Annotated in this window: 18 protein-coding genes and 1 riboswitch; of the genes, 9 read left to right on the top strand and 9 right to left on the bottom strand. The window is 62.8% G+C overall.

What is annotated here, in order from left to right; all coding sequences use genetic code 11:
* Window positions 1-51 precede the first annotated feature (51 nt).
* The gene (locus AAZQ98_RS01655) at window positions 52-504 is read left to right on the top strand and encodes a MarR family winged helix-turn-helix transcriptional regulator (protein WP_434689321.1); all 453 of its coding nucleotides are present in this window, start codon (window positions 52-54) and stop codon (window positions 502-504) included.
* Window positions 501-1,556, top strand: a complete 1,056-nt coding sequence (locus AAZQ98_RS01650) for an FUSC family protein (protein WP_434689319.1) — start codon at window positions 501-503, stop codon at window positions 1,554-1,556. Before AAZQ98_RS01655 ends, AAZQ98_RS01650 begins: the two co-directional genes overlap by 4 nt.
* Here the strand turns inward: AAZQ98_RS01650 and AAZQ98_RS01645 are convergent.
* The 5 genes from AAZQ98_RS01645 to AAZQ98_RS01625 form a co-directional block, all read right to left on the bottom strand.
* Window positions 1,540-1,863 carry a 4a-hydroxytetrahydrobiopterin dehydratase gene (locus AAZQ98_RS01645; RefSeq protein WP_365942785.1) on the bottom strand — a complete coding sequence of 108 codons (324 nt, stop codon included), beginning with the start codon at window positions 1,861-1,863 and terminating at the stop codon, window positions 1,540-1,542. The two genes, AAZQ98_RS01650 and AAZQ98_RS01645, sit on opposite strands and share 17 nt — an antisense overlap.
* Window positions 1,864-2,031: 168 nt before the next feature.
* Window positions 2,032-3,534, bottom strand: coding sequence for a D-serine/D-alanine/glycine transporter (cycA, locus tag AAZQ98_RS01640; protein ID WP_434689317.1), 1,503 nt, complete (start codon window positions 3,532-3,534; stop codon window positions 2,032-2,034).
* A 321-nt stretch (window positions 3,535-3,855) separates the two neighbouring features.
* Window positions 3,856-3,954: riboswitch (glycine riboswitch) on the bottom strand.
* Between the two features lie 229 nt (window positions 3,955-4,183).
* On the bottom strand, window positions 4,184-6,442 hold the full coding sequence (locus tag AAZQ98_RS01635; protein ID WP_434689315.1) for a heavy metal translocating P-type ATPase: 2,259 nt from the start codon (window positions 6,440-6,442) through the stop codon (window positions 4,184-4,186).
* A gap of 56 nt (window positions 6,443-6,498) precedes the next feature.
* On the bottom strand, window positions 6,499-6,813 hold the full coding sequence (locus tag AAZQ98_RS01630; protein ID WP_434689313.1) for a heavy-metal-associated domain-containing protein: 315 nt from the start codon (window positions 6,811-6,813) through the stop codon (window positions 6,499-6,501).
* 59 nt (window positions 6,814-6,872) lie between these two features.
* Complete coding sequence (locus AAZQ98_RS01625) at window positions 6,873-7,202, bottom strand: metal-sensitive transcriptional regulator (RefSeq protein WP_105656113.1); 330 nt, start codon at window positions 7,200-7,202, stop codon at window positions 6,873-6,875.
* A gap of 96 nt (window positions 7,203-7,298) precedes the next feature.
* Here AAZQ98_RS01625 and AAZQ98_RS01620 point away from each other — a divergent pair, with 96 nt between their 5' ends.
* Both AAZQ98_RS01620 and AAZQ98_RS01615 read left to right on the top strand, forming a co-directional pair.
* Window positions 7,299-8,441, top strand: a complete 1,143-nt coding sequence (locus AAZQ98_RS01620) for a lipid II:glycine glycyltransferase FemX (RefSeq protein ID WP_133834168.1) — start codon at window positions 7,299-7,301, stop codon at window positions 8,439-8,441.
* A gap of 13 nt (window positions 8,442-8,454) precedes the next feature.
* Window positions 8,455-9,729 (top strand): carbamoyl-phosphate synthase, encoded by a 1,275-nt coding sequence (locus AAZQ98_RS01615; RefSeq protein WP_434689310.1) that lies wholly within the window; start codon window positions 8,455-8,457, stop codon window positions 9,727-9,729.
* A gap of 11 nt (window positions 9,730-9,740) precedes the next feature.
* On the opposite strand, the gene AAZQ98_RS01610 is transcribed toward AAZQ98_RS01615, so the two are convergent.
* A complete protein-coding gene (locus AAZQ98_RS01610) occupies window positions 9,741-11,165 on the bottom strand; it encodes a DUF4232 domain-containing protein (protein ID WP_434689309.1) in 1,425 nt (474 codons plus the stop codon).
* 109 nt (window positions 11,166-11,274) lie between these two features.
* On the opposite strand from AAZQ98_RS01610, the gene AAZQ98_RS01605 reads away from it, so the two are divergent.
* Window positions 11,275-11,733, top strand: a complete 459-nt coding sequence (locus AAZQ98_RS01605; RefSeq protein ID WP_434689307.1) for a GatB/YqeY domain-containing protein — start codon at window positions 11,275-11,277, stop codon at window positions 11,731-11,733.
* Between the two features lie 115 nt (window positions 11,734-11,848).
* A complete protein-coding gene (locus AAZQ98_RS01600) occupies window positions 11,849-13,096 on the top strand; it encodes an MFS transporter (RefSeq protein ID WP_434690092.1) in 1,248 nt (415 codons plus the stop codon).
* Here the strand turns inward: AAZQ98_RS01600 and AAZQ98_RS01595 are convergent.
* Window positions 13,093-13,857, bottom strand: coding sequence for a DUF2786 domain-containing protein (locus AAZQ98_RS01595; RefSeq protein ID WP_434689305.1), 765 nt, complete (start codon window positions 13,855-13,857; stop codon window positions 13,093-13,095). The two genes, AAZQ98_RS01600 and AAZQ98_RS01595, sit on opposite strands and share 4 nt — an antisense overlap.
* Before the next feature lie 216 nt (window positions 13,858-14,073).
* Here AAZQ98_RS01595 and AAZQ98_RS01590 point away from each other — a divergent pair, with 216 nt between their 5' ends.
* Entirely contained in the window at window positions 14,074-14,238 is a 165-nt protein-coding gene (locus AAZQ98_RS01590; protein WP_400341377.1) for a hypothetical protein, read from the top strand.
* A gap of 27 nt (window positions 14,239-14,265) precedes the next feature.
* Here the strand turns inward: AAZQ98_RS01590 and AAZQ98_RS01585 are convergent, their stop codons facing one another.
* Window positions 14,266-14,931, bottom strand: a complete 666-nt coding sequence (locus tag AAZQ98_RS01585) for an IclR family transcriptional regulator (protein ID WP_434689304.1) — start codon at window positions 14,929-14,931, stop codon at window positions 14,266-14,268.
* Between the two features lie 169 nt (window positions 14,932-15,100).
* On the opposite strand from AAZQ98_RS01585, the gene AAZQ98_RS01580 reads away from it, so the two are divergent.
* Together AAZQ98_RS01580 and AAZQ98_RS01575 are read left to right on the top strand one after the other, a co-directional pair.
* Window positions 15,101-16,999, top strand: coding sequence for an FAD-dependent monooxygenase (locus AAZQ98_RS01580; protein WP_434689302.1), 1,899 nt, complete (start codon window positions 15,101-15,103; stop codon window positions 16,997-16,999).
* Window positions 17,000-17,110: 111 nt separating this feature from the next.
* A complete protein-coding gene (locus tag AAZQ98_RS01575) occupies window positions 17,111-17,830 on the top strand; it encodes an AAA family ATPase (RefSeq protein WP_359185163.1) in 720 nt (239 codons plus the stop codon).
* A gap of 23 nt (window positions 17,831-17,853) precedes the next feature.
* On the opposite strand, the gene AAZQ98_RS01570 is transcribed toward AAZQ98_RS01575, so the two are convergent.
* On the bottom strand, window positions 17,854-18,702 hold the full coding sequence (locus AAZQ98_RS01570) for an SDR family oxidoreductase (protein WP_434689300.1): 849 nt from the start codon (window positions 18,700-18,702) through the stop codon (window positions 17,854-17,856).
* Window positions 18,703-18,718: the final 16 nt, after the last annotated feature.

Below are 18,718 nucleotides of genomic sequence, written 5' to 3'. Positions count from 1 at the left end.
TAAACTGCTTCATGGCGAAATCGTTTCCAGCCGAAATGATATTTTGAAGGGATGAACGAACACCGGATTCCGCAGTTCCAATGGAACTCGCTGAGCTATCTCACCGCCCGCGCCGGACGCATCGGCACCCAGGAGCTCACCGAGCTGATGGAATCCGAGTCCTTGTCCCGGCATCATTTCACCATCATCTGCGCGCTGGAGGAGTTCGGCGGCGTCTCCCAGAACGACTTGGCAGAACGCTCGAATGTGAACCGCGGCCATCTGGTGGCCTACCTCGATCAGCTGTCGAGCAGGGGGATCCTGGAACGCGAAGTTGATCCGGAAGACCGCCGCCGCAACGTCATCACGCTGACTCCCGAGGGCCGGAAATTCGCTGCCCGGGCGATGGAGGCTGCCTCGCATAACGAAGCCAAGGTCTTTGGCGCCTTGGATGAGCCGCAGCGGGAGCAGCTGCGCGCCCTGCTGCAGCTGATCGCCACGCAGGACAGCGAGGCACGCCAGTGAAGCGCCACCTGGAAGAAATAGTGCAGCGCAGCGTCGTCGTGGCCCCGCACCGCCCGTCGCTCATCCCGGCAGCCAAGGCGACGATCAGCCTGGCCGTGCCGCTGATCCTGCTGGCCGGCCTGGGCCGCCTTGACTGGGCAATGTATGCGGCGTTCGGCGCTTTCTGCGCGGTCTTCGGCCGTTTTGACGCGTACGCGCCGCGTTTCTGGCAGCAGCTCTCGGCAGGCATCGTGCAGTTGGCCGCAATGCTGCTGGGCACCTATTTTTCGCTCATCGAGGCACCGTTCCCGGTGCGCGTGCTCGTGCTGGCATTCATTGGTTTTGGCGCCAACTACGTCTCCCATGCCGCGCGCTGGATGCCGCCGGGACCGGTCTTCGCGGTCTTCGCCGGCGGCGCCTGCCTGGGCATCCCGGCCACTTCGCAAAGCTTCACCGGGGTGCTGCTGGCCGGCGGCGGAACCATGGCCTTCAGCATGCTGCTGATGCTCGGCCTGTCGATGCGCAAGGCCAACCTGCTCCATACCCTGCGCACCGGATACGCCTGGTCGCCCTCGCCCCGGGCCATGGCCCAGTCGCTCCAAATGGGCACGGGCGTGTTGCTGGCGGGCATCGCTGGGCACCTGCTCAGCGACGGCCACTGGTACTGGGCCAGCCTCGGCGCGATCGCCGCGGTCACCGGCGCTGATGCCTATGCGCGGGTAGCCCGCGGGCTGCAGCGCTGCGCAGGCACCTGCATTGGCGTAGCGCTGACCGCAATAGTTTTCGCCTTCGATTCCCCGGTCTGGGTGATCCTGGCCGCTGCGCTGGCCTCGCAGTTCGTCATCGAGCTGGTGATCCTGCGCAACTATGCGGTGGGGATGGTCTTCATGACGGTCACCGCACTGCTCATGGTCCACCTGGTCAGCCCTGAACCGGCCGCGTCCCTGCTCATCGACCGCATTTCCATGACGGCGCTGGGCGCCTTGGTGGGTGCGGTGCAGAGCATCGCCATCTCGCTGCTGGTGGCCCGCCGCCACCAAGGCCGTACGCCGGGGGCTACCAGTGCTCGGTGACCACCTGCGCTTCGAGCTTGCCGGCCTCGATGGAGATATGGCGGGCTAATTCCAGGTCCAATGCTCCCAGATGCTCGGGCTGGTTGTGCGCTAGGCGCAGCTCGACGATGGAAACGCGCCACTCCAGGTGCGGATGCCGGTTGTCCTGCTCGGCGCGCAGCCCTACCTGGACAATGAACTGCAAGGCCGTGCTCGCGCAATCGAAACGGTAAGCGGCCCGCAAACCCAAGTCATCACGCTTCCAATCAGGCAAGGCGCCCAGCCTCTGATCGAATTCGAAGCGCGGTAACGGACCGGTTGATGCCATGGTTCTCTCCTCCAAGCGGCAGCGGGTCGGACTATGCAAGTGGTTGCTGCCTGCCGCCATGATCGCATCGACCCCGGCGATCGCGGTAGCGATCCCAGCGACTATGCAGTTAGGCCCCGGCATCTGGTGATGCCGGGGCCCGATCGAGAGACCTGTCAGGTGCTCGGGCTACTGGTGGATATCCTCGGAGACCTGCTCCGCGGTTTCCGCTTCAAGCTTGGCGAAGGACTTCGCATCGCGGTAGGCGGAAGCCTCGTAGCGTTCGTGCACCACCTTGGCCAGGTGCGCGGCGCGCAGTGCCTGGTGCTGGGGGTTGCGGCGGATGTACAGGTAACCTGCGCCCAGGATCAGGAACCATGCCGGGGTAATCAGCAGAGCGCTGAAGGTATCGGCCTGGGTGGTCAGTGCCCACAGGATGAAGCCGAAGAAGCCGAGTACCACGTAGGGCATGACGATCCCGCCGGGCACCTTGAACTTCGAAGCATCATGCAGATGCGGGCGGCGTGCGCGGAAGACCAGGTAGCTGAGCAGGATGATGGTCCACACGAACATGAAGCACAGGGCCGAGACGGTGGTGACCAGGGTGAAGGCGCCCATCACCGAGTCGCCGCTGTAGAGCAACGCGACGCCTGCCAGCAGGAACATGCAGGAGAACATCAGCGCGTTCTTCGGCACCTTGCGGCTGGACAGCTTGGCGAAGCCCTGGGGCGCATCGCCTTCCATGGACAGGCCGCGCAGCATGCGCGAGGTCGAGTAGATCCCCGAGTTGGCGCTGGAGGTCGCGGAGGTGAGCACCACGAAGTTGATGATGCCGGCGGCACCGGCCAGGCCGGCCAGGGCGAACATGCCCACGAACGGGGACTGCTCGGCGGAGAACAGGTTCCACGGTTCCACGGTCATCAAGATGATCAAGGCTCCGACATAGAAGAACAGGATGCGGATGGGGATCGAATTGATCGCCTTGGGCAGAGTCTTTTCCGGGTCCTTGGTTTCCGCTGCGGTCGTGCCGACCAGCTCGATGCCCACGAACGCGAACACCGCAATCTGGAAGCCGGCGACGAAGCCCATGAATCCGGTGGGGAACATGCCGCCTTCGGTCCACAGGTTGGAGAAGGAAGCGGTGGCCGAGTCGTGCTCGAAGCCGGTGATGACCATGACCAGGCCGACCACGATCAGCGCGCCGATGGCCACGATCTTGATCAGCGCGAACCAGAATTCGGTTTCACCGAAGGCCTTCACGGTGGCCAAGTTCAGCACCAGCAGCAGTGCGATGCAGCCCAGCGCCGGGATCCACAGCGGAAGGTCGCCCCACCAGAAGGCGACGTAGTGGGCGATGGCCACCACGTCGGCAATGCCGGTGACTACCCAGCAGAACCAGTAGGTCCAGCCGGTGAAGAACGCCGCCCACGGGCCCAGCAGGTCCCCGGCGAAGTCGGCGAAGGTTTTGTATTCGAGGTTGCTCAGCAGCAGCTCGCCCATGGCGCGCATGACGAAGAAGAGCATGAAGCCGATGATCATGTAAACGAAGATGACCGACGGGCCGGCGACCGAAATGGTCTTGCCCGAGCCCATGAACAGGCCGGTGCCGATAGCGCCGCCAATGGCGATCAGCTGGATGTGACGATTGGAGAGCCCGCGCTCGAGAGTGGGATCAGAACTGGTGGTACTCATGCTGGTTGCCTTCCAGGAGTGTGGCGTGACGCCCTGAAGGTGTCCTGCCTCCAAGCCTTCATGGCTTGGAGCGCAGGGACTGGCTTCGTTGAACACATCCGGTACGGAGGATTCCAGCTGGCATGCCCGGCAAGCTGCGCAAGGAGCAGGAGCCGGGTAAGCCACGGGGAGTACCTCGAAACCGGTGCGCTCGGTGCGGCACTGTTCTAGGTCCCTCCCCAATCTGTATGTATACCTGAGAGTTTTCACTTCGGCCCGACTACTGGGCGAAGATTGCTCCTTCGGTGAGCGCGGTACAACCGCGCTGCTTTCCAGATTTGCCTCGTCGTGGCGGTACGGGTGCCTGAGAGTTTCCCGGGGAGGAAATTGCTCCTACGGCGCCCGCCCATGGTGTGGACGGATCTCTCCCGCCACGCATCAACGGCATATGTGGTGATTGCCATCACAGTATGCGCAGAAAAATGAACGTGGTGCAAGTCGCAATTTCACACTTCGGGCCCCGGATAACCGCTTGGCCACGCCAATCGGGGAAAGCGGCGGGCGAAATGGGGGATTTTCCGCTTCGTAATGATTCGGGAAGCAAGGGGCATGGATACGGCAAAGCGGGGCATCGGTTCAACCGATGCCCCGCGTGGGGAGGTGCCGAGAGCTACTTCCCGAAACGTCGCAGCCGCAGCGAGTTCAGTACCACCAGCACCGAGCTGGCTGCCATGGCCGCTCCGGCGATCATCGGGTTCAGCAAGCCCAGGGCCGCAATCGGAATGCCGGCAGTGTTGTAGGCGAAAGCCCAGAACAGGTTCATCTTGATGGTGGACAGGGTCCTGGCCGACAGGTCGATGGCCTGCGTGACCTGATGCAGGTCGTTGCCCATCAGGGTGATGTCCGCGGCTTCGATGGCCACATCGGTGCCCGAGCCCATCGCGATGCCGAGGTCGGCCTGCGCCAGTGCTGGCGCGTCATTCACGCCGTCGCCCACCATGGCCACGACCTTGCCCTGCTCTTGCAATGAGGTGATCGCCTGGGCCTTGCCGGCAGGGAAGACCCCAGCGAATACGTCCTCGGCCTTGATGCCTACCTGGGCGGCAACCTCGGTAGCCACCGACTGGTTGTCGCCGGTCAGCAGCACCACGCGCAGGCCGCGCTCCTGGAGTTCGGCAATAGCTTTCGCGGAGCTGTCCTTGATCTTGTCCGCCACCGAGATCACTGCCTGGAACTGCTGGTCCACCGCGACCAGGATGGCGGTCGCGCCGGCCTGCTCGGCTTGCGCGAGCATGGCCTTGGCGGAGTCATCCAGGGACGCGCCCTGGGCTTCGAGCCAGCTGAAGCGGCCTACGGCAACGCGATGCCCGTTGACCGTGCCGACCACGCCGCCGCCCGGATCGGAATCGAAGTCGCTGGCCTCGGGCAGCGGGCCCAAGCCGGCCGCGGCCTTGGCGATGGCCTGGGCGATCGGATGCTCGGAATGATGCTCCACGGCACCGGCCAAGGCCAGGACCTCATCGGGATCGACCCCGTCGATGGCCTCGGTGCCCTGATGGGCCATGACCCCGGTGGTTACGGTGCCGGTCTTGTCCAGCACGATGGTGTCCAGCTTGCGGGTATCTTCCAGGACCTGCGGGCCGCGGATCAGGATGCCCAGCTGCGCGCCGCGGCCGGTACCGACCAGCAAGCCGATCGGGGTCGCCAGGCCCAACGCGCAGGGGCAGGCGATGACCAGCACGGCGACCGCAGCGGTGAACGCCTGGTAGGGATCGCCGCTGGCAAAGAACCAGATCACGAACGTGAGCAGCGCAATGGCCAGTACGATCGGCACGAAGACCGAGGATATCCGGTCAGCCAGGCGGGCAATGGGCGCCTTGCCCGATTGGGCTTCGGAGACCAGCTTGCCCATCTGGGCCAGGGTGGTGTCTGCGCCAACACGGGTAGCTTCGATCACCAGCCGGCCCGAGGCGTTCAAGGTCGCGCCGGTGACTTCATCGCCGGGGCCGGCCTTCTGCGGTACCGACTCGCCGGTAAGCAGCGAGGTGTCTACCGCGCTGGCGCCGTCAATGACTACTCCGTCGGTAGCGATCTTCTCGCCGGGGCGCACCACGAAATGGTCCCCGACCTGCACCTGCCCGGCAGGGATTTTCACTTCCGCGCCGTCGCGAAGCACCACTGCATCCTTGGCGCCCAGGTTCAGCAGAGACTTCAGCGCATCGGATGCCGAGGACTTGGCGCGGTGCTCCAGGAAGCGGCCCAGCAGCAGCAAGGTGGCCACGACGCCGGCCGTTTCAAAGTAGAGCGCATGCTCGGACATGGACATGCCGATATGGGCGGTCAGTTGCGGATCGAGGATCAGCTGCACTGCAGAGAAGAAGTAGGCCGCGAGCACACCGAGGGAAACCAGGGTGTCCATGGTCGAGGCCAGGTGCCGTGCGTTGACGGCCGCTGCCTTGTGGAAAGGCCAGGCTCCGTAGAAGACCACGGGAGTGGCCAGCGCGAAGGCGACCCAACCCCAATGCGGGAACTGCGCAGCGGGAATCATGGAAATGATGAACAGCGGAATGGTGAAGATCGCGGAGACCAGCAGGCGGCGCAGCAGGTGGTTGGGCACCAGGTGCTCGTGCCCGCCGTGATCATGCTCCCCATGTCCCTGATGATCCGAACCGGCGGGTTTGGGCGGGTGCTTGAGGGAAGCGGTATAGCCGGCGGCCTGCACCGTATCGATCAGTGCCTCATCGGTGACATCGGCTGGGACCTGGACCTTGGCGGTTTCCAGGGGCAGATTCACCGTCGCGCTGACACCGGGCAGCTTGCCGAGTTTGCGTTCCACCCGATTCACGCACGAGGCGCAGGTCATTCCCTGGATGTCCAGATCGACGGTGCGCAATTCGGGGATTGCTTCATGCGGGGCATGGGAAGTCATGATTTACGACCTTGCACTTTCTTGCCGTTGTGGCTTGGTGCCTGGCTTTTTTGCGGCTAGGCGTTAATTGCTTCGACGGTGTAACCTGCCTCGTCGATGGCATTGCGAATGCTTTCTTCGCTTACGGTTGCGCTGGTGGTGACGTTGGCGGTGGACACGCCCTTCGCATCGAGGAACACTTCCACCTCTTGCACTCCGTCAATCTCCTTGAGCTCCTCGGTGACAGAGGATACGCAGTGGCCGCAGGTCATGCCGGAGATCTTGATTTCCATATGGCTAGTCAGCGGGGTGCTCTGCTCGCGGGGAATGATCTGCAGGCCCTGGTTGGAGTTCTCTTCGGAGGAGCATCCGCAATTGCAGTTGTGGCTCATGATCTTGCTCTCTTTCGATGAATTCTGTGTGAATTGGAAATGGGTCCGTTGGGGCGCGCTCAGCGCACCAAACGGGAGATGGCGGCCGTGGCCTCGGCGATTTTGTCTTGCACGATGGATGGATCACCCGTCTCGATGGATGACTTGGCCGCATCAACCACGCAATGGCCGATATGGTCATCGATCAGCTGCACGCTGACCTTGTGCAATGCCGCGTTGATAGCGGAGATCTGGGTCAGGATGTCGATGCAGTACTTGTCTTCATCGACCATCTTGGCCACTCCGCGCACCTGGCCTTCAATGCGCTTCAGGCGTCGTTCCAACGCGCTTTTATCCGCGTGATAGCCGTGGTGCTCAGCTGTTTCATGTGGCGTGTGGTTGGTATCCATATTTCGATCATACCCCCTAGGGGTATTAAGTCAAGTACCCCCTAGGGGTATCCAGCATCCCCCAGCCGGAGAGGGAAGCACGGTAGGATTTCACCCGTGAGCCACAACGAACTTCATGTGCGTCCGATTTCCGGCACCGAGCACTCAGCATTCCTTGAGACCGCCCAAGACGTCAGCTTCCTGCAGCGTCCCGAATGGGCTCAGGTCAAGGGCGGCTGGCGCGGTGAATCCCTCGGCTGGTTCGAGGAAGACGAGCTGGTAGGCGCCGCACTGGTGCTGCATCGCGCAGCCCCGGTCATCAAGAAGACCCTCGCCTACATCCCCGATGGCCCGGTCATCGACTTCGGCACGTATGCTCCTGGACAGGTAATCCAGCCGCTGGCCGCCTACCTGAAGAATCGTGGCGCATTCCAGCTGAAGATGGGCCCGGGACTGGCCGTGCGCACCTGGGGTGCCGCTGCGGTGCGCAAGAACCTGGGCAAGGAAGGGTTCACCCAGCTCGCTGACCTTGAAACCCAGAGCACCTCAGGCACCGCGCTAGCGCTGAATGACGCCTTGCTGGAAATGGGCTTCTCCAAAGAGGATGTGGGACTGGACTTCGCTGCGGGCCAGCCCGAATTCGTGGCCCGCGTGGCGTTGCAAGATGATGACGGCAACCAGCTGGACGTGGACCAGGTCATGGCCAGCTACTCGGCGACCACCCGCAACGAGACCCGCAAGGCGCTGAAGAGCACCCTGGAAATCGAAGTCGGCCAGACCAAGGACATGGCCCGCTTCCATGCCCTGTACAACCACACCGCGGACCGACAGGACTTCACCGGCCGCCCGCTGGGCTACTTCGAGAAGATGCACACCGTGCTCAACGAAGCAGTGCCGGGCTCCTGCACCCTGTACATTGCCAGTAACGAAGGCGTGGACCTGGCCGCATCCATTGTCATCCGTTCCTCGAACCTGGCCTGGTACCTGTACGGCGCTTCCTCTTCGGAGCAGCGCAAGCTGTTCGCACCGAAGGCGATCATGCAGCACATGGTCATCGATTCCATCGAGGCAGGTTGCCGCTATCTGGACCAGGGCGGCGTGAGCGCGACCCTGGACAAGGAGCACCACCTCTCGGGGCTGACCAAGTTCAAGACCAACACCGGCTGCGACATCGTGCAGACCAACGGCGAGTGGGACCTGGCGCTGAACAAGCCCCTGGCGTGGGCCTTCGAAAAATACATGAACTGGCGCAAGAAGTAGGGAAAACACCACTTTGGCAATCGATCCAACCCAGCCATTTGTCCCGGTCATCCTCGGCGGGGACATCGGCACCTACACCCTGGCGCGCGAATTCTACGAGGCCTACGGGGTGCGCTCGGTGGTCCTGCCGGCTGCCGGCAACGGCGTCATCGAGCACTCGGTAGCCATCGAACTGCGCCCCATCGGTTCCATGGCCGACGAGGGGCGCGTAGTCGCGGCCCTGGCCGAGCTGGCCGATGAGCTGAAGGCCGCGGCGGATCGGCCGCTGATGCTCTTCGGCTCCTTGGACTTCCACATCATGCTGATCGCCAAGAACCGTGAGCAGCTTGAGGAACAGTACGTCATCCCGTACCCCCAGCTGGAAACCATCGAGGGCGCGGCACTGAAAGAGAACTTCTACGCGCTCGCCGGAAAATTGGGCATCGCCCATCCGCGCACCGCCGTGTATTACCCGGGAGCCCCGCTGGATTCGCTGGTAGGTTCCTTCGACTACCCGGTCATCGGCAAGCCATCGAGCTCCGCGGATTGGATCGCCGCCAAGTTCGAGGGCAAGCAGAAGATCCACACCATCGACAGCCGCGCCGACCTCGAAGCCCTGGTTTCCAGAATCGATGGCAGCGGCTACGACTCGGGCTACATCTTCCAGGAGTACATCCCGGGCGGAGATGACGCGATGCGCCTGTGCACCTACTTCGCCACCCAGGAAGAAAAGGTCATCTTCGCCGGCTACGGCGAAGTGGTGATCGAGGAGCATGCCCCGCTGGTGCTGGGCAATTCGGCCGCCATTGTCACCGGTCGCAACGATGCGATGGCCGCCGATGGCGCGCGCATGCTCGAAGAACTGGGCTGGCGCGGAATTGCCATGATCGATGCCAAATACGATCACCGCGATGGCCAGATCAAATTCTTCGAGATCAACCCGCGCCTGGGCCGCAACCACTTCTACCTGACCGCAGCCGGGGTGAACCCGGCCCGTTTCTATGTCACCGAGTTCCTCGGATCGCAGTTCGATCAGTCGAACCCGGAAACCGATGCGGTGGTGGACACCGGCACAGGCGTCTTGCAGCTGTCGCGCCAGCGGCTGTTCACCGTGCTGCCGCACCACCTGCTGCGCCGCTTCCTGGACAGCGGAACCGGCCGCAAGGCGGAAGCACTGCTCAAGGCCGGCAAGGTCTCGAACCCGTTGAAGTTCGCAGCCGAGAAGAACCCTCGCCGCAAGTTCTATCTGCTGTTGAACGCGGTCAACCACTACCGCAAGTTCAAGGCGTTCCCGCCGCGCACCCAGTAGGCTTCCCAGGCCTAGGGCCTAGGAGTGGTGGGCGGTTGCGGTTTGAAGGCGTCTTCAGGAATTGCCCATCCGTCGCGCGCCTGGACCCAGGGGCTTTGCGCGATCTGCGCCCCGTCCAGGATGTCAATGGACGTCGGCTGGCCATCGTATTGGGATGCGAGCTGGACCGGTTTCATTCCCTTGGCTGCGGCGATGACCAGGGCAACGGTTTCATCCGGATCCTGGGACGTCGACATGGCATTCCAATCCAGCGTCGAAATCACCGCTTCGCCGGAAGGGATGGCAACTCGTTCAAGGAGGATATCCGGTTCGGGCTGCAGCTCGATATCCGGCTGGGCTTCGCCGGCCTCGTTGAGGAAATCGATCTGCGGGTAGGACTGCAACGCGCACGAGCGAGCAGAAATGTTCTTGGCGTAGACCGCCATGTACCGTGAACCGGCAGCTGCATCGGGTGCGCCGAGGGCTATTTCCAGGTCCCCTTCTGCGCACAACGGAGCTGGCTGATTCGCTGGCCAGCTTTTGACCTTGTCGGGAAGAACCACAGGCTTGGGGATCAGCCATTGTGGTTTCTTGTTTCCAACCCAGCCTTCAGCAAGGACCTCATATCGAGGCGATGCCAGCTTGTAGGGCATGGGCTCGCCAAAGGGTCCATGCCGCTCCAGCCATAAGCGGGTTTCCTTTTCCGCCTCTGCTGGCGCCTCGTTGCCGAGGACCAGGTTCAATCCGGAATGATCAATGCTGGCGCTCTCGAAGACACCTCGCTTGGCCGCCTCGATAAGAAGCTGGAGCTCGGGAATATCAGTGCGATTCGCAGGCGAATAGCGCACGGATTGATCTGCTAGTGCCAGGTCGGTGGGATGCTTGGCCTGTGCGGCGAATTTTCCCAGCGCCAGCAGCTGCTCCAAGCTAAGCGCCGTGGCCGAGTAGTTAGCCGCACTTGCCGCGCCCAGCTGGCGTAGACGGAATGCGAATGAAGCCCGCTCGCCGAGAAGACCAGGCATCGCTTGCTCTTCGCCTCCAAAGTGCGAAAAATTATCGGAGACTTCCAGCGGGTAGGTTTTCGTCTTTGAGCCTGGGACATTTTGGGGTTCACCGGCGACAAAGGCCAGGTCGATGTCCCGCAAGTTCAGGGCATGGGCCCCAGCCTGGATCTGTTGTGCCATCTCCCGCACGATTTCTTCCGCTTGCACAGGATCGAGCTGATCCGAGAGCACGAATTGCAGGTCAACTGACAGATCCGGTGCGGCCAAGGCATCGTGATCCATGACCCCGGAGGACATCTGGACGCCAAGGACCCCGTCCCGGTTCTCGACGGCTGCAACGAAATCGCAAACTTCATCGGGCGCGTCGCAGGAATTCCATGGCTGCCAGATCACCAGGATGGCTGCGGCAAGAGCCAGTCCAATGACGCTAGCTCCAGCGCGCAGTGAATTCATCTGGCTACTGTATCAAATGCGATCTCATGCTTGACCGCTGGTACTCCGGAAAACGGTAAAGGGATAATGCGAGTAAAATTTCAAGCACACGTATTGAAAGCGAGTTCCCATGAGTTTGAAAGATCGCCTGCGCGATGACAGCATCGCCCATCTGAAGGCCGGCAACGAGCTGGAGAAGACGACCCTGCGCAATATCCTCAGTGCCATCGGCACCAAGGAGAAGTCGGGAAAGAACCCCAGCGAGCTCAACGACCAGGATGTCGAGAACCTGCTTCGCAAGGAAGTCGGCAACCGCGAGGAAACTGCTGGCCTGGCCGCCAAGGACGGTCGCACCGAATTGGCTGAACGCGAATTGGCCGAAGCCGCCTTCATCTCCACGTACCTGCCCAAGATGCTTGACGAAGCGCAAGCCCAGGAAATTGTCGAGAGGATCATGGCCGAACTTGCAGCCGATCACGACCTGACCATGAAGGACATGGGCCAGGCCATGAAGCTGGTCGGCGCCGAAATCGCTGGCCGCTTCGACGGCAAGGCTGTCTCCCAGATGGTGCGCGCCAAACTGGGCTAGCCAACACTGGACTTTTCATTCGGCACGGGCCGTCCCACTTTTGGGACGGCCCGTTGCCGTAGTCCAGGCAACGGGGATGGGATCCGGGTTTTGAAGCAGATAGTCTGTGGATACCATGCCTGACTTCCCGAAAAACCGCGCCACCCTGTCCAAGGGCTCTGGTGCACTGCTGATCCTTGCCATCATCCTGGCCTCGCTGAACCTGCGTCCTGCCGTCACCTCCTTGGGGTCCCTGCTCGATCTGGTGATTGGCGACCTGCAGATGAATGGCTTCGTGGCCGGAATGATCACCGGCATCCCTCCACTGTGCTTCGCGCTGCTGGGTCCCTTGGCGCCGCGGCTGGCCGGGAAGCGCGGACCGGAACTAGTGGTGGCCTCAGCCATGGGGGCTGTCCTGTTGGGCATTGCCCTGCGCGCGGTGGCTCCGGGGACCGGATTCTTCCTGCTGTGCACCGCATTGGCCCTTGCGGGCATCGCGGTGGGCAACATCCTGATGCCGGTACTGGTCAAGCGCTGGTTCCCGGGAAAGATCGGGATTGTCACCGGCGCCTACACTACGGCTGTTGCCTTGGGTGCTTCCGGGGTTGCGGGCGTCGCCGTGCCGGTGAACCAGATGCTGGGCGGAAACTGGCGCATGGGCTTGGGATTCTGGGCAATTCTGGCCTTGCTGGCGCTGGTGCTGTGGCTTTCGGTGTACTTCGGGATGCGCAACCAGATCGCAGCCCAGCAGCGGCATCTTGCCAGTAACTCAAATGATGCGGCCGGCATCGGTCCGATGAGCAAGAACGCCACCGCATGGTGGGTGGCGTTGTTCTTCGGCGGGCAGTCCGCCGTGGCATATATCTTCATGGGGTGGCTGCCCAAGATCTTCATCGACTTGGGAGTCTCGCCGGCATTCGCTGGATCCCTGCTGGCGATTCTGCTGGGTGTGGGCGTGCCTTTGTCCTTCGTGATGCCGGCGCTGGCTGCCAAATTCTCGAACCAGGCGCCGTTGGTGATCTTCAACGGTGCCGTGGGCATCATCGCGATCATCGGCATGCTGCTCGCTCCGGTCCAGGGAGCGGTGCTGTGGGCGGTGCTGCTGGGCATCTGCGGGTCGAACTTCCCGCTGGCCTTGACCATGATCGGCTTGAAGGCCCGCACCGCTGTGGGTGTCTCGAAGCTCTCCACCTTCGGCCAGTCTGCCGGCTATCTGCTGGCGTTCCCCGGTCCGTTCCTGGTCGGGGTGCTGCACGAAACTTCGGGTTCATGGGTTGCGCCGATGTTGCTTATTGCCGGCTTGATCGTTTTCCAGACCCTAGTCGGCATCATGGCCGGGCGTCCGCGCTACATCGAGGACACGCAACTAAAGCAAGTGCACTAGCTGGCGACTTCGCCGGACGCCGCCGAATCGACGTGCTTGCCGAAACCGAGATCTGCCTGGCTTCCTGCGACCCGTCCGGCCAATGAGGCATTGGCGCTTCCGGCTGCGGCACGGTTCCTGCTGCGGCGCAGGAACGGGTACTGGCTGCTGACGAATTCGTCGACCTGTTCCTTGCGGCTGGCCAGGACCAGTTCGGTCCCGCTGCCGCTGTGCACGCTTTCTTCCTGGTAGAGGATGGCGATGCGCGAAGCGACTTGCAGGTAGAAGCTGCGCTGGAATTCGCGGCGTTCAATGGTTTTCTCGGAATCGGTGTACCAGTTCGCGTAGAGCTTGCCCTCCTGTGCCCACCAGTGGGCCATGGCGGCAGTCGCCTGGACAACCAAGGAAGCGAAGAGGTTCTTGACGGTAGCTACATCCGATTCGTGGCCGATGATGTACAGCCTGCACGAGGTCGAGTAGTTGCTTTGCAGCATGGACACCGTGCGGAAGGCCCGGCCCACCGCGGACAGGCCATCGCGCTGGCCTAGGCGGTAGACGCCGCGCATATCGAAGTGCTCCTCGATAATGGCTTCCTTCTTCTTGCCCCGGTGGGCCGAGTCGGCATCCAGTTCCGCACGGCCGATGCCATAGCGCACCATGAGCCGTTCGGCATGTTCCTGGAAGGCCTGCGCTTCGTGCGGAAAAGTGGTGTTCTCGGCCTTGTTCAGCAATAGGGCAATGCGTTCTTTCAAGCGTTGCAGCTTTTGCTCAGAGGTGCTCATGGCTTCTTCCTTGCTAGCGGTCCGGCGGTGGCGAAGCGGTCATATCCGGTTCTCTGCATTAGTTTGCCACGAGGTGCAAAGCCCTGCTTGAGGGGCTGTGGGTAACTGCCGCCAGCGGACCCTAGCCGGTTGTGCAAACCGCGCGTAGAGTGAAGGCACCAAGCAGGTCCAGCAGGCCCGCGAACTTCGCTTCGCGGCTGGTCATCGGAGGTTGTGATGGGTGATTTTCGTGCATACACCATGGAAGAGCGGGCCACGTACCTGGCTCCTTCATGCGATCGCTGCGGGCAGCACCGCCACATAGTGTGGGAGAAGGTCGAGGGAACCCAGACCTACCGCCCGCGTGATGCGGGGTGCTCCAATGAGGCCTGCACCGCCTAGCTAGCGCAGCGTGCGGGCAGGTACCGCTCACGAGCGGATGCCGAGGCTTGCCGAGATGCGTGCCGAGGCGGCCGTGAGCACGGCTGCAATGTGGTTGCGGTCGCGTTCCAGCGGCGGGTAGATGACGGCGATGGCCGCGGGCTTGCCCTGCGGGAGCACCAGCGGAACGGCTATCGAGGTTAGTCCCGGGATCACTTCGTCATGGCTGAATTCGAAGTCCTTGGCCGGGTGCTCCTGGGGATTGAGCATGGAACGGATGACCCGTCCCGGTGCGCCGTTGTCGATCGGATGGCGGGTGCCCGGGCGCTGGGCCACGGTGGCATCGGCGAGCCGGGGTTCTGCGGTGCTCAGGGTAACCGCTGCCTCGCCATCGAAGACGACAAGCAGCGCTGTCATCTGCAGCTCATCGGAGACGGTGGCCAGATGCGGTGCGGCCGCGGCCTGCAGGGACTTGGCGACGTTGCGCGCCAGCGCGCCCAGGCGGGCTCCCAATTCGAGCTCGCCTGCAGGATTGCGTTCCACGAAACCGTACTGCTCGAAGGTCTTGACCAGCCGGTAGGCCATGGAGCGGTGCACGCCCAGCAGCCCGGCGAGTTCCGAAACGCTCAGCGGCGTCGCGGATTCCCCGATCAGGGTCAGTGCCTCTAGCCCGCGGCGCAGGGTCTGCGAACCGCCTTCGGTGGTTTTGCTCATGTTCCAATCATTCCATCTGGCCTGCGCAGATGCCTGCCGCGCTGTTCCCGGTGTGATCCACGTCTTGCCTACAGCCTACGTGAAAGCTACGATTGTTTCTATAGTTAGAACAGTGTCGCAATTATAGAGACAATGAAGTTCAGCGGCACAGCGATAGGGGAGCCACATTATGCAGATTCACCACAGGGGATACGTTTCCGGGGATCCACGGGTCAAGGAAGCGGCCGGCTACGGCATTGACCGCGCCGAGCAAATTCCCGATGAAATGGATGTGCTGATCGTTGGAACCGGTCCGGCGGCCGCCGTGGTGACCGCGCAGCTCTCGCGCTTCCCGAGCATCAACGCCCGCGCCATCGAGATGCGCCCGGGCCGGCTCGACGTCGGCCAGGCCGACGGCATCCAGGCCCGCTCAGTGGAAACCTTCCAAGCTTTCGGCTTCGCCAACGAGGTTGTCGAAGAGGCCTACCGAAATGTCGAAATGTGCTTCTGGACCCCGGACCCCGAGAACCCGGCGAACATCAAGCGCCATTCGCGTGCTGCCGACGACTCCACCGGAATGAGCGAATTCCCGCACATCTACGTGAACCAGTCGCGCATCCTGGACTACTTCCTGCGTGACGCCGAACGCGCGCCGGGCAAAATCACCCCGGACTACGGTGTGGAATACCTCGGCTGCGAGATCGACCCGGACGCCGAGTACCCGGTGTCCGCGCGCATCAAGTACGTGGCGGGGCCGCGTGCTGGCGAAGAGCGCACCGTGAAGGCCAAGTACCTGGTTGGCGGCGACGGCGCGCGCAGCCAGGTGCGCCGCTCGCTGGGCCACAAGCTGCACGGCGATGCGGCCCTGCATGCCTGGGGCGTCATGGACGTCATGGTCAACACCGACTTCCCGGACATCCAGGTCAAATGCTCCATCCAGTCCCATGACGCGGGCAATATCCTGCTCATCCCGCGCGAGGGCGGCTACCTGGTCCGCTTCTACGTGGACCTGGGCGAGCTGACCGCCGAGGATGCCGGGGCCATCCGCAACACCCCGGTCGAGGAAATCGTGGCCACGGCCAACCGCATCATCCACCCGTACACGATGGACGTGAAGAACGTCGCCTGGTTCTCGGTCTACGAGGTGGCCCACCGCATCACCGACGGCTTCGACGACGTTTCCGATGAGGAGCGCGGCACCCGTTGCGCGCGCGCCTTCATCATGGGCGATGCCTGCCATACCCACTCGGCCAAGGCCGGGCAGGGCATGAACGTGTCTATCCAGGACGGCTTCAACCTGGGCTGGAAGCTGGCCGCCGTGCTCGAAGGCCGCGCCCCGGATGCGCTGCTGGATACCTACGCCGGGGAACGCAAGGTCATCGCGCAGAACCTGATCGACTTCGACAAGGAATGGTCCACCCTGATGGCCAAGTCGGTGGACGATTGGGAAGACCCTGACGAGCTGGAGAAGTACTACACCAAGACCCAGGAATTCCCTGCCGGGTTCATGACGCAGTACACCCAATCGCCGATCACCGCCGGCCTGGAGCACCAGGATCTGGCCCCGGGCTTCCCGGTGGGCAAGCGCTTCAAATCCGCCGAGGTCATCCGCCGTTCGGATAACCGCTGGCGCCACCTGGGCCACTTCCACGAGGCTGACGGGCGCTGGCGCATCTACGCCTTCGCCGACGCGGCCGCACCGGCACTGGAGGGCACCGCAATGGCCGACTTCGCCGCCTGGTGGAGCGCCGATCCGGCATCGCCGCGCAACCTGTACACCCCGGCGGGCGGGGACGAGGATGCCGTTTTCGATACCAAGGCCATCTACCAGCAGGACTATACGCAGGTCGAGCTGCATGATGTGCCCAAGGCCTTCCAGCCGCTGAAGGTCCCGTACGGCCTGCACGACATCAACCAGGTATTCGCAGCCGGCCACGGCCGCGACATCTTCCGCGACCGCGAAATCAGCAAGAACGGCGCCATCGTGGTGGTCCGCCCGGACCAGTACGTCGCCGGGATCTTCCCGCTGGATGCGCGTGAGGAGATCGCCGGGTTCTTCGCGGGGAACATGCTTCCGGCCAACGGCTAGAAAACCCTATTGGCTCCTTGGCCGCACCCGACTGAACCATGGGTGCGGCCAAGGGGCCAAGCCTGCATAACGGCCGCCAAGCTGTCGCGCGCGGCTGGTAGCCTCGGGTGCATGAGCGCACTTTTCGACACTCTGCCGGTTCGCCGCATCACCGAACATCCCAAGGCACCCATGGATCGTTCCGATTGGGCGGCCCAGATCCCGGCGGTGCAGCAACTGCTTGACGAGGGCCTTGAGCTGGGCCAGCTGACAGTGCTGGTGGGTGAGAACGGCGCGGGAAAATCAACGCTCGTCGAGGCGATTGCAGCGGCCTTTGGACTGAATGCCGAGGGCGGAACCCGCAACAGCATGCACCATACCCAGCCCACCGAATCCGGGTTGTCCTCGCACCTGCAATTGGAACGCGGAGCCGGTGCGTCCAAGGCCGGAGTGTTCTTGCGTGCGGAAACCATGCACGGGCACTTCGCCTATCTGGGCTCCATCGGCTCGCGCGGAAAGCACAATTTCCAGAGCCATGGCGAATCCTTCGTCGAGTTCTTCACCGAGCGCTCGTATGTCAATGGGTTGTGGGTCTTCGACGAAGCCGAGTCAGCGCTGTCCTTCAATGGCTGCCTCATGCTGCTCTCGCATATTGCAGATCTGCTGCGTTCCGGTTCCCAGGTAATTCTCTCCACCCACTCGCCAATTCTTGCTTCCTTGCCAGAGGCGAGAATCTATGAAATCGGCGAGTGGGGAATCCGCGAATCGGACTACGACGAGTTGGACATGGTGCGGAACTGGCGGCTTTTCCTGGATGCCCCGGGTCGGTACCTGCGCCATTTCAATGACTAGATAGCCGACGCAGCGCTGCCGGCCTAACGCTTCGAGCCGGACACCGCGAGACCTGCCACCACTCCGCCGTCCACCAGCAGATCGGTGCCGGAGATGAAGCTGGCATCGGCGCTGAGCAGGAAGGCCGCGGCATTGGCGATGTCGTTGGGAGTTCCCAGGCGTCCGGTGCTCGAATTCTCTATCATGGCGCGCATTCCGGCGCCGGATCCACCGGCCAGTTCCTTCTGACCCATGGGTGTGGAAATGACACCCGGACTGATCGAGTTCACGCGCGTGCCGTGCTTCCCCCACGCAGTGGCGGCCCGCTGGACCCGCAATTGGTTGGCGCGCTTGGAGAGCGTGTAGGCAGCTCCGGGATCCTGCAGCGGTGCAGAGGCAAGAGGCGGGAAATCGAGCAGCTGATCTGCCGGTAGCGTGGCCAGGGGGTCCAGCAACTCGGCTGGCAGGGAAGAGGCCGCAATCGCGCCGGCCATTGAAGCGATGACCAATCCGGCACCATTCGGTGCCATCACCGGACCGAATTCCTCAAGGAAGAATGCCACTCCAGCCAAGTCAACGGCGTAGATCGCATTGGCCGGAGCCATTTCCGGGGACAGCCCGGCGGTGTGCACGGCGTTCACGACCGGGCCCAGCCCGAACGCAGTGGCAGCGAGCTCGCGCATGGAATCCTGCTGGGAGACATCCACGAAGGCGGTCTGGACCTGGAATCCATCCGCGCGCAGGGCAGCCGCAGCGGTTTCGAGCAATTCCTCGTTGAAATCGGCCAGCAGCAATTGCTGTCCAGCTCCGATGCGCCGGGCGATGGCCTGGCCCATTCCGCCGACGCCGATGATGATGGTGACATCCATGGGAATGAGAACCTCTGCTTTCATGGTTGGTACATGGGTA

Source organism: Glutamicibacter sp. Je.9.36, assembly GCF_051129975.1.
In the GTDB taxonomy this organism is placed as follows: domain Bacteria; phylum Actinomycetota; class Actinomycetes; order Actinomycetales; family Micrococcaceae; genus Glutamicibacter.
This window is presented reverse-complemented; position numbering and strand designations above follow the sequence as displayed.

Excerpts from the sequence above, each read along its gene's own strand:
- AAZQ98_RS01655 (WP_434689321.1), top strand. The coding sequence starts at position 52 with ATGAACGAACACCGGATTCCGCAGTTCCAATGGAACTCGCTGAGCTAT.
- AAZQ98_RS01645 (WP_365942785.1), bottom strand. The coding sequence starts at position 1,863 with ATGGCATCAACCGGTCCGTTACCGCGCTTCGAATTCGATCAGAGGCTG.
- cycA (WP_434689317.1), bottom strand. The coding sequence starts at position 3,534 with ATGAGTACCACCAGTTCTGATCCCACTCTCGAGCGCGGGCTCTCCAAT.
- AAZQ98_RS01635 (WP_434689315.1), bottom strand. The coding sequence starts at position 6,442 with ATGACTTCCCATGCCCCGCATGAAGCAATCCCCGAATTGCGCACCGTC.
- AAZQ98_RS01630 (WP_434689313.1), bottom strand. The coding sequence starts at position 6,813 with ATGAGCCACAACTGCAATTGCGGATGCTCCTCCGAAGAGAACTCCAAC.
- AAZQ98_RS01625 (WP_105656113.1), bottom strand. The coding sequence starts at position 7,202 with ATGGATACCAACCACACGCCACATGAAACAGCTGAGCACCACGGCTAT.
- AAZQ98_RS01610 (WP_434689309.1), bottom strand. The coding sequence starts at position 11,165 with ATGAATTCACTGCGCGCTGGAGCTAGCGTCATTGGACTGGCTCTTGCC.
- AAZQ98_RS01605 (WP_434689307.1), top strand. The coding sequence starts at position 11,275 with ATGAGTTTGAAAGATCGCCTGCGCGATGACAGCATCGCCCATCTGAAG.
- AAZQ98_RS01600 (WP_434690092.1), top strand. The coding sequence starts at position 11,849 with ATGCCTGACTTCCCGAAAAACCGCGCCACCCTGTCCAAGGGCTCTGGT.
- AAZQ98_RS01595 (WP_434689305.1), bottom strand. The coding sequence starts at position 13,857 with ATGAGCACCTCTGAGCAAAAGCTGCAACGCTTGAAAGAACGCATTGCC.
- AAZQ98_RS01590 (WP_400341377.1), top strand. The coding sequence starts at position 14,074 with ATGGGTGATTTTCGTGCATACACCATGGAAGAGCGGGCCACGTACCTG.
- AAZQ98_RS01585 (WP_434689304.1), bottom strand. The coding sequence starts at position 14,931 with ATGAGCAAAACCACCGAAGGCGGTTCGCAGACCCTGCGCCGCGGGCTA.
- AAZQ98_RS01580 (WP_434689302.1), top strand. The coding sequence starts at position 15,101 with ATGCAGATTCACCACAGGGGATACGTTTCCGGGGATCCACGGGTCAAG.
- AAZQ98_RS01575 (WP_359185163.1), top strand. The coding sequence starts at position 17,111 with ATGAGCGCACTTTTCGACACTCTGCCGGTTCGCCGCATCACCGAACAT.
- AAZQ98_RS01570 (WP_434689300.1), bottom strand. The coding sequence starts at position 18,702 with ATGAAAGCAGAGGTTCTCATTCCCATGGATGTCACCATCATCATCGGC.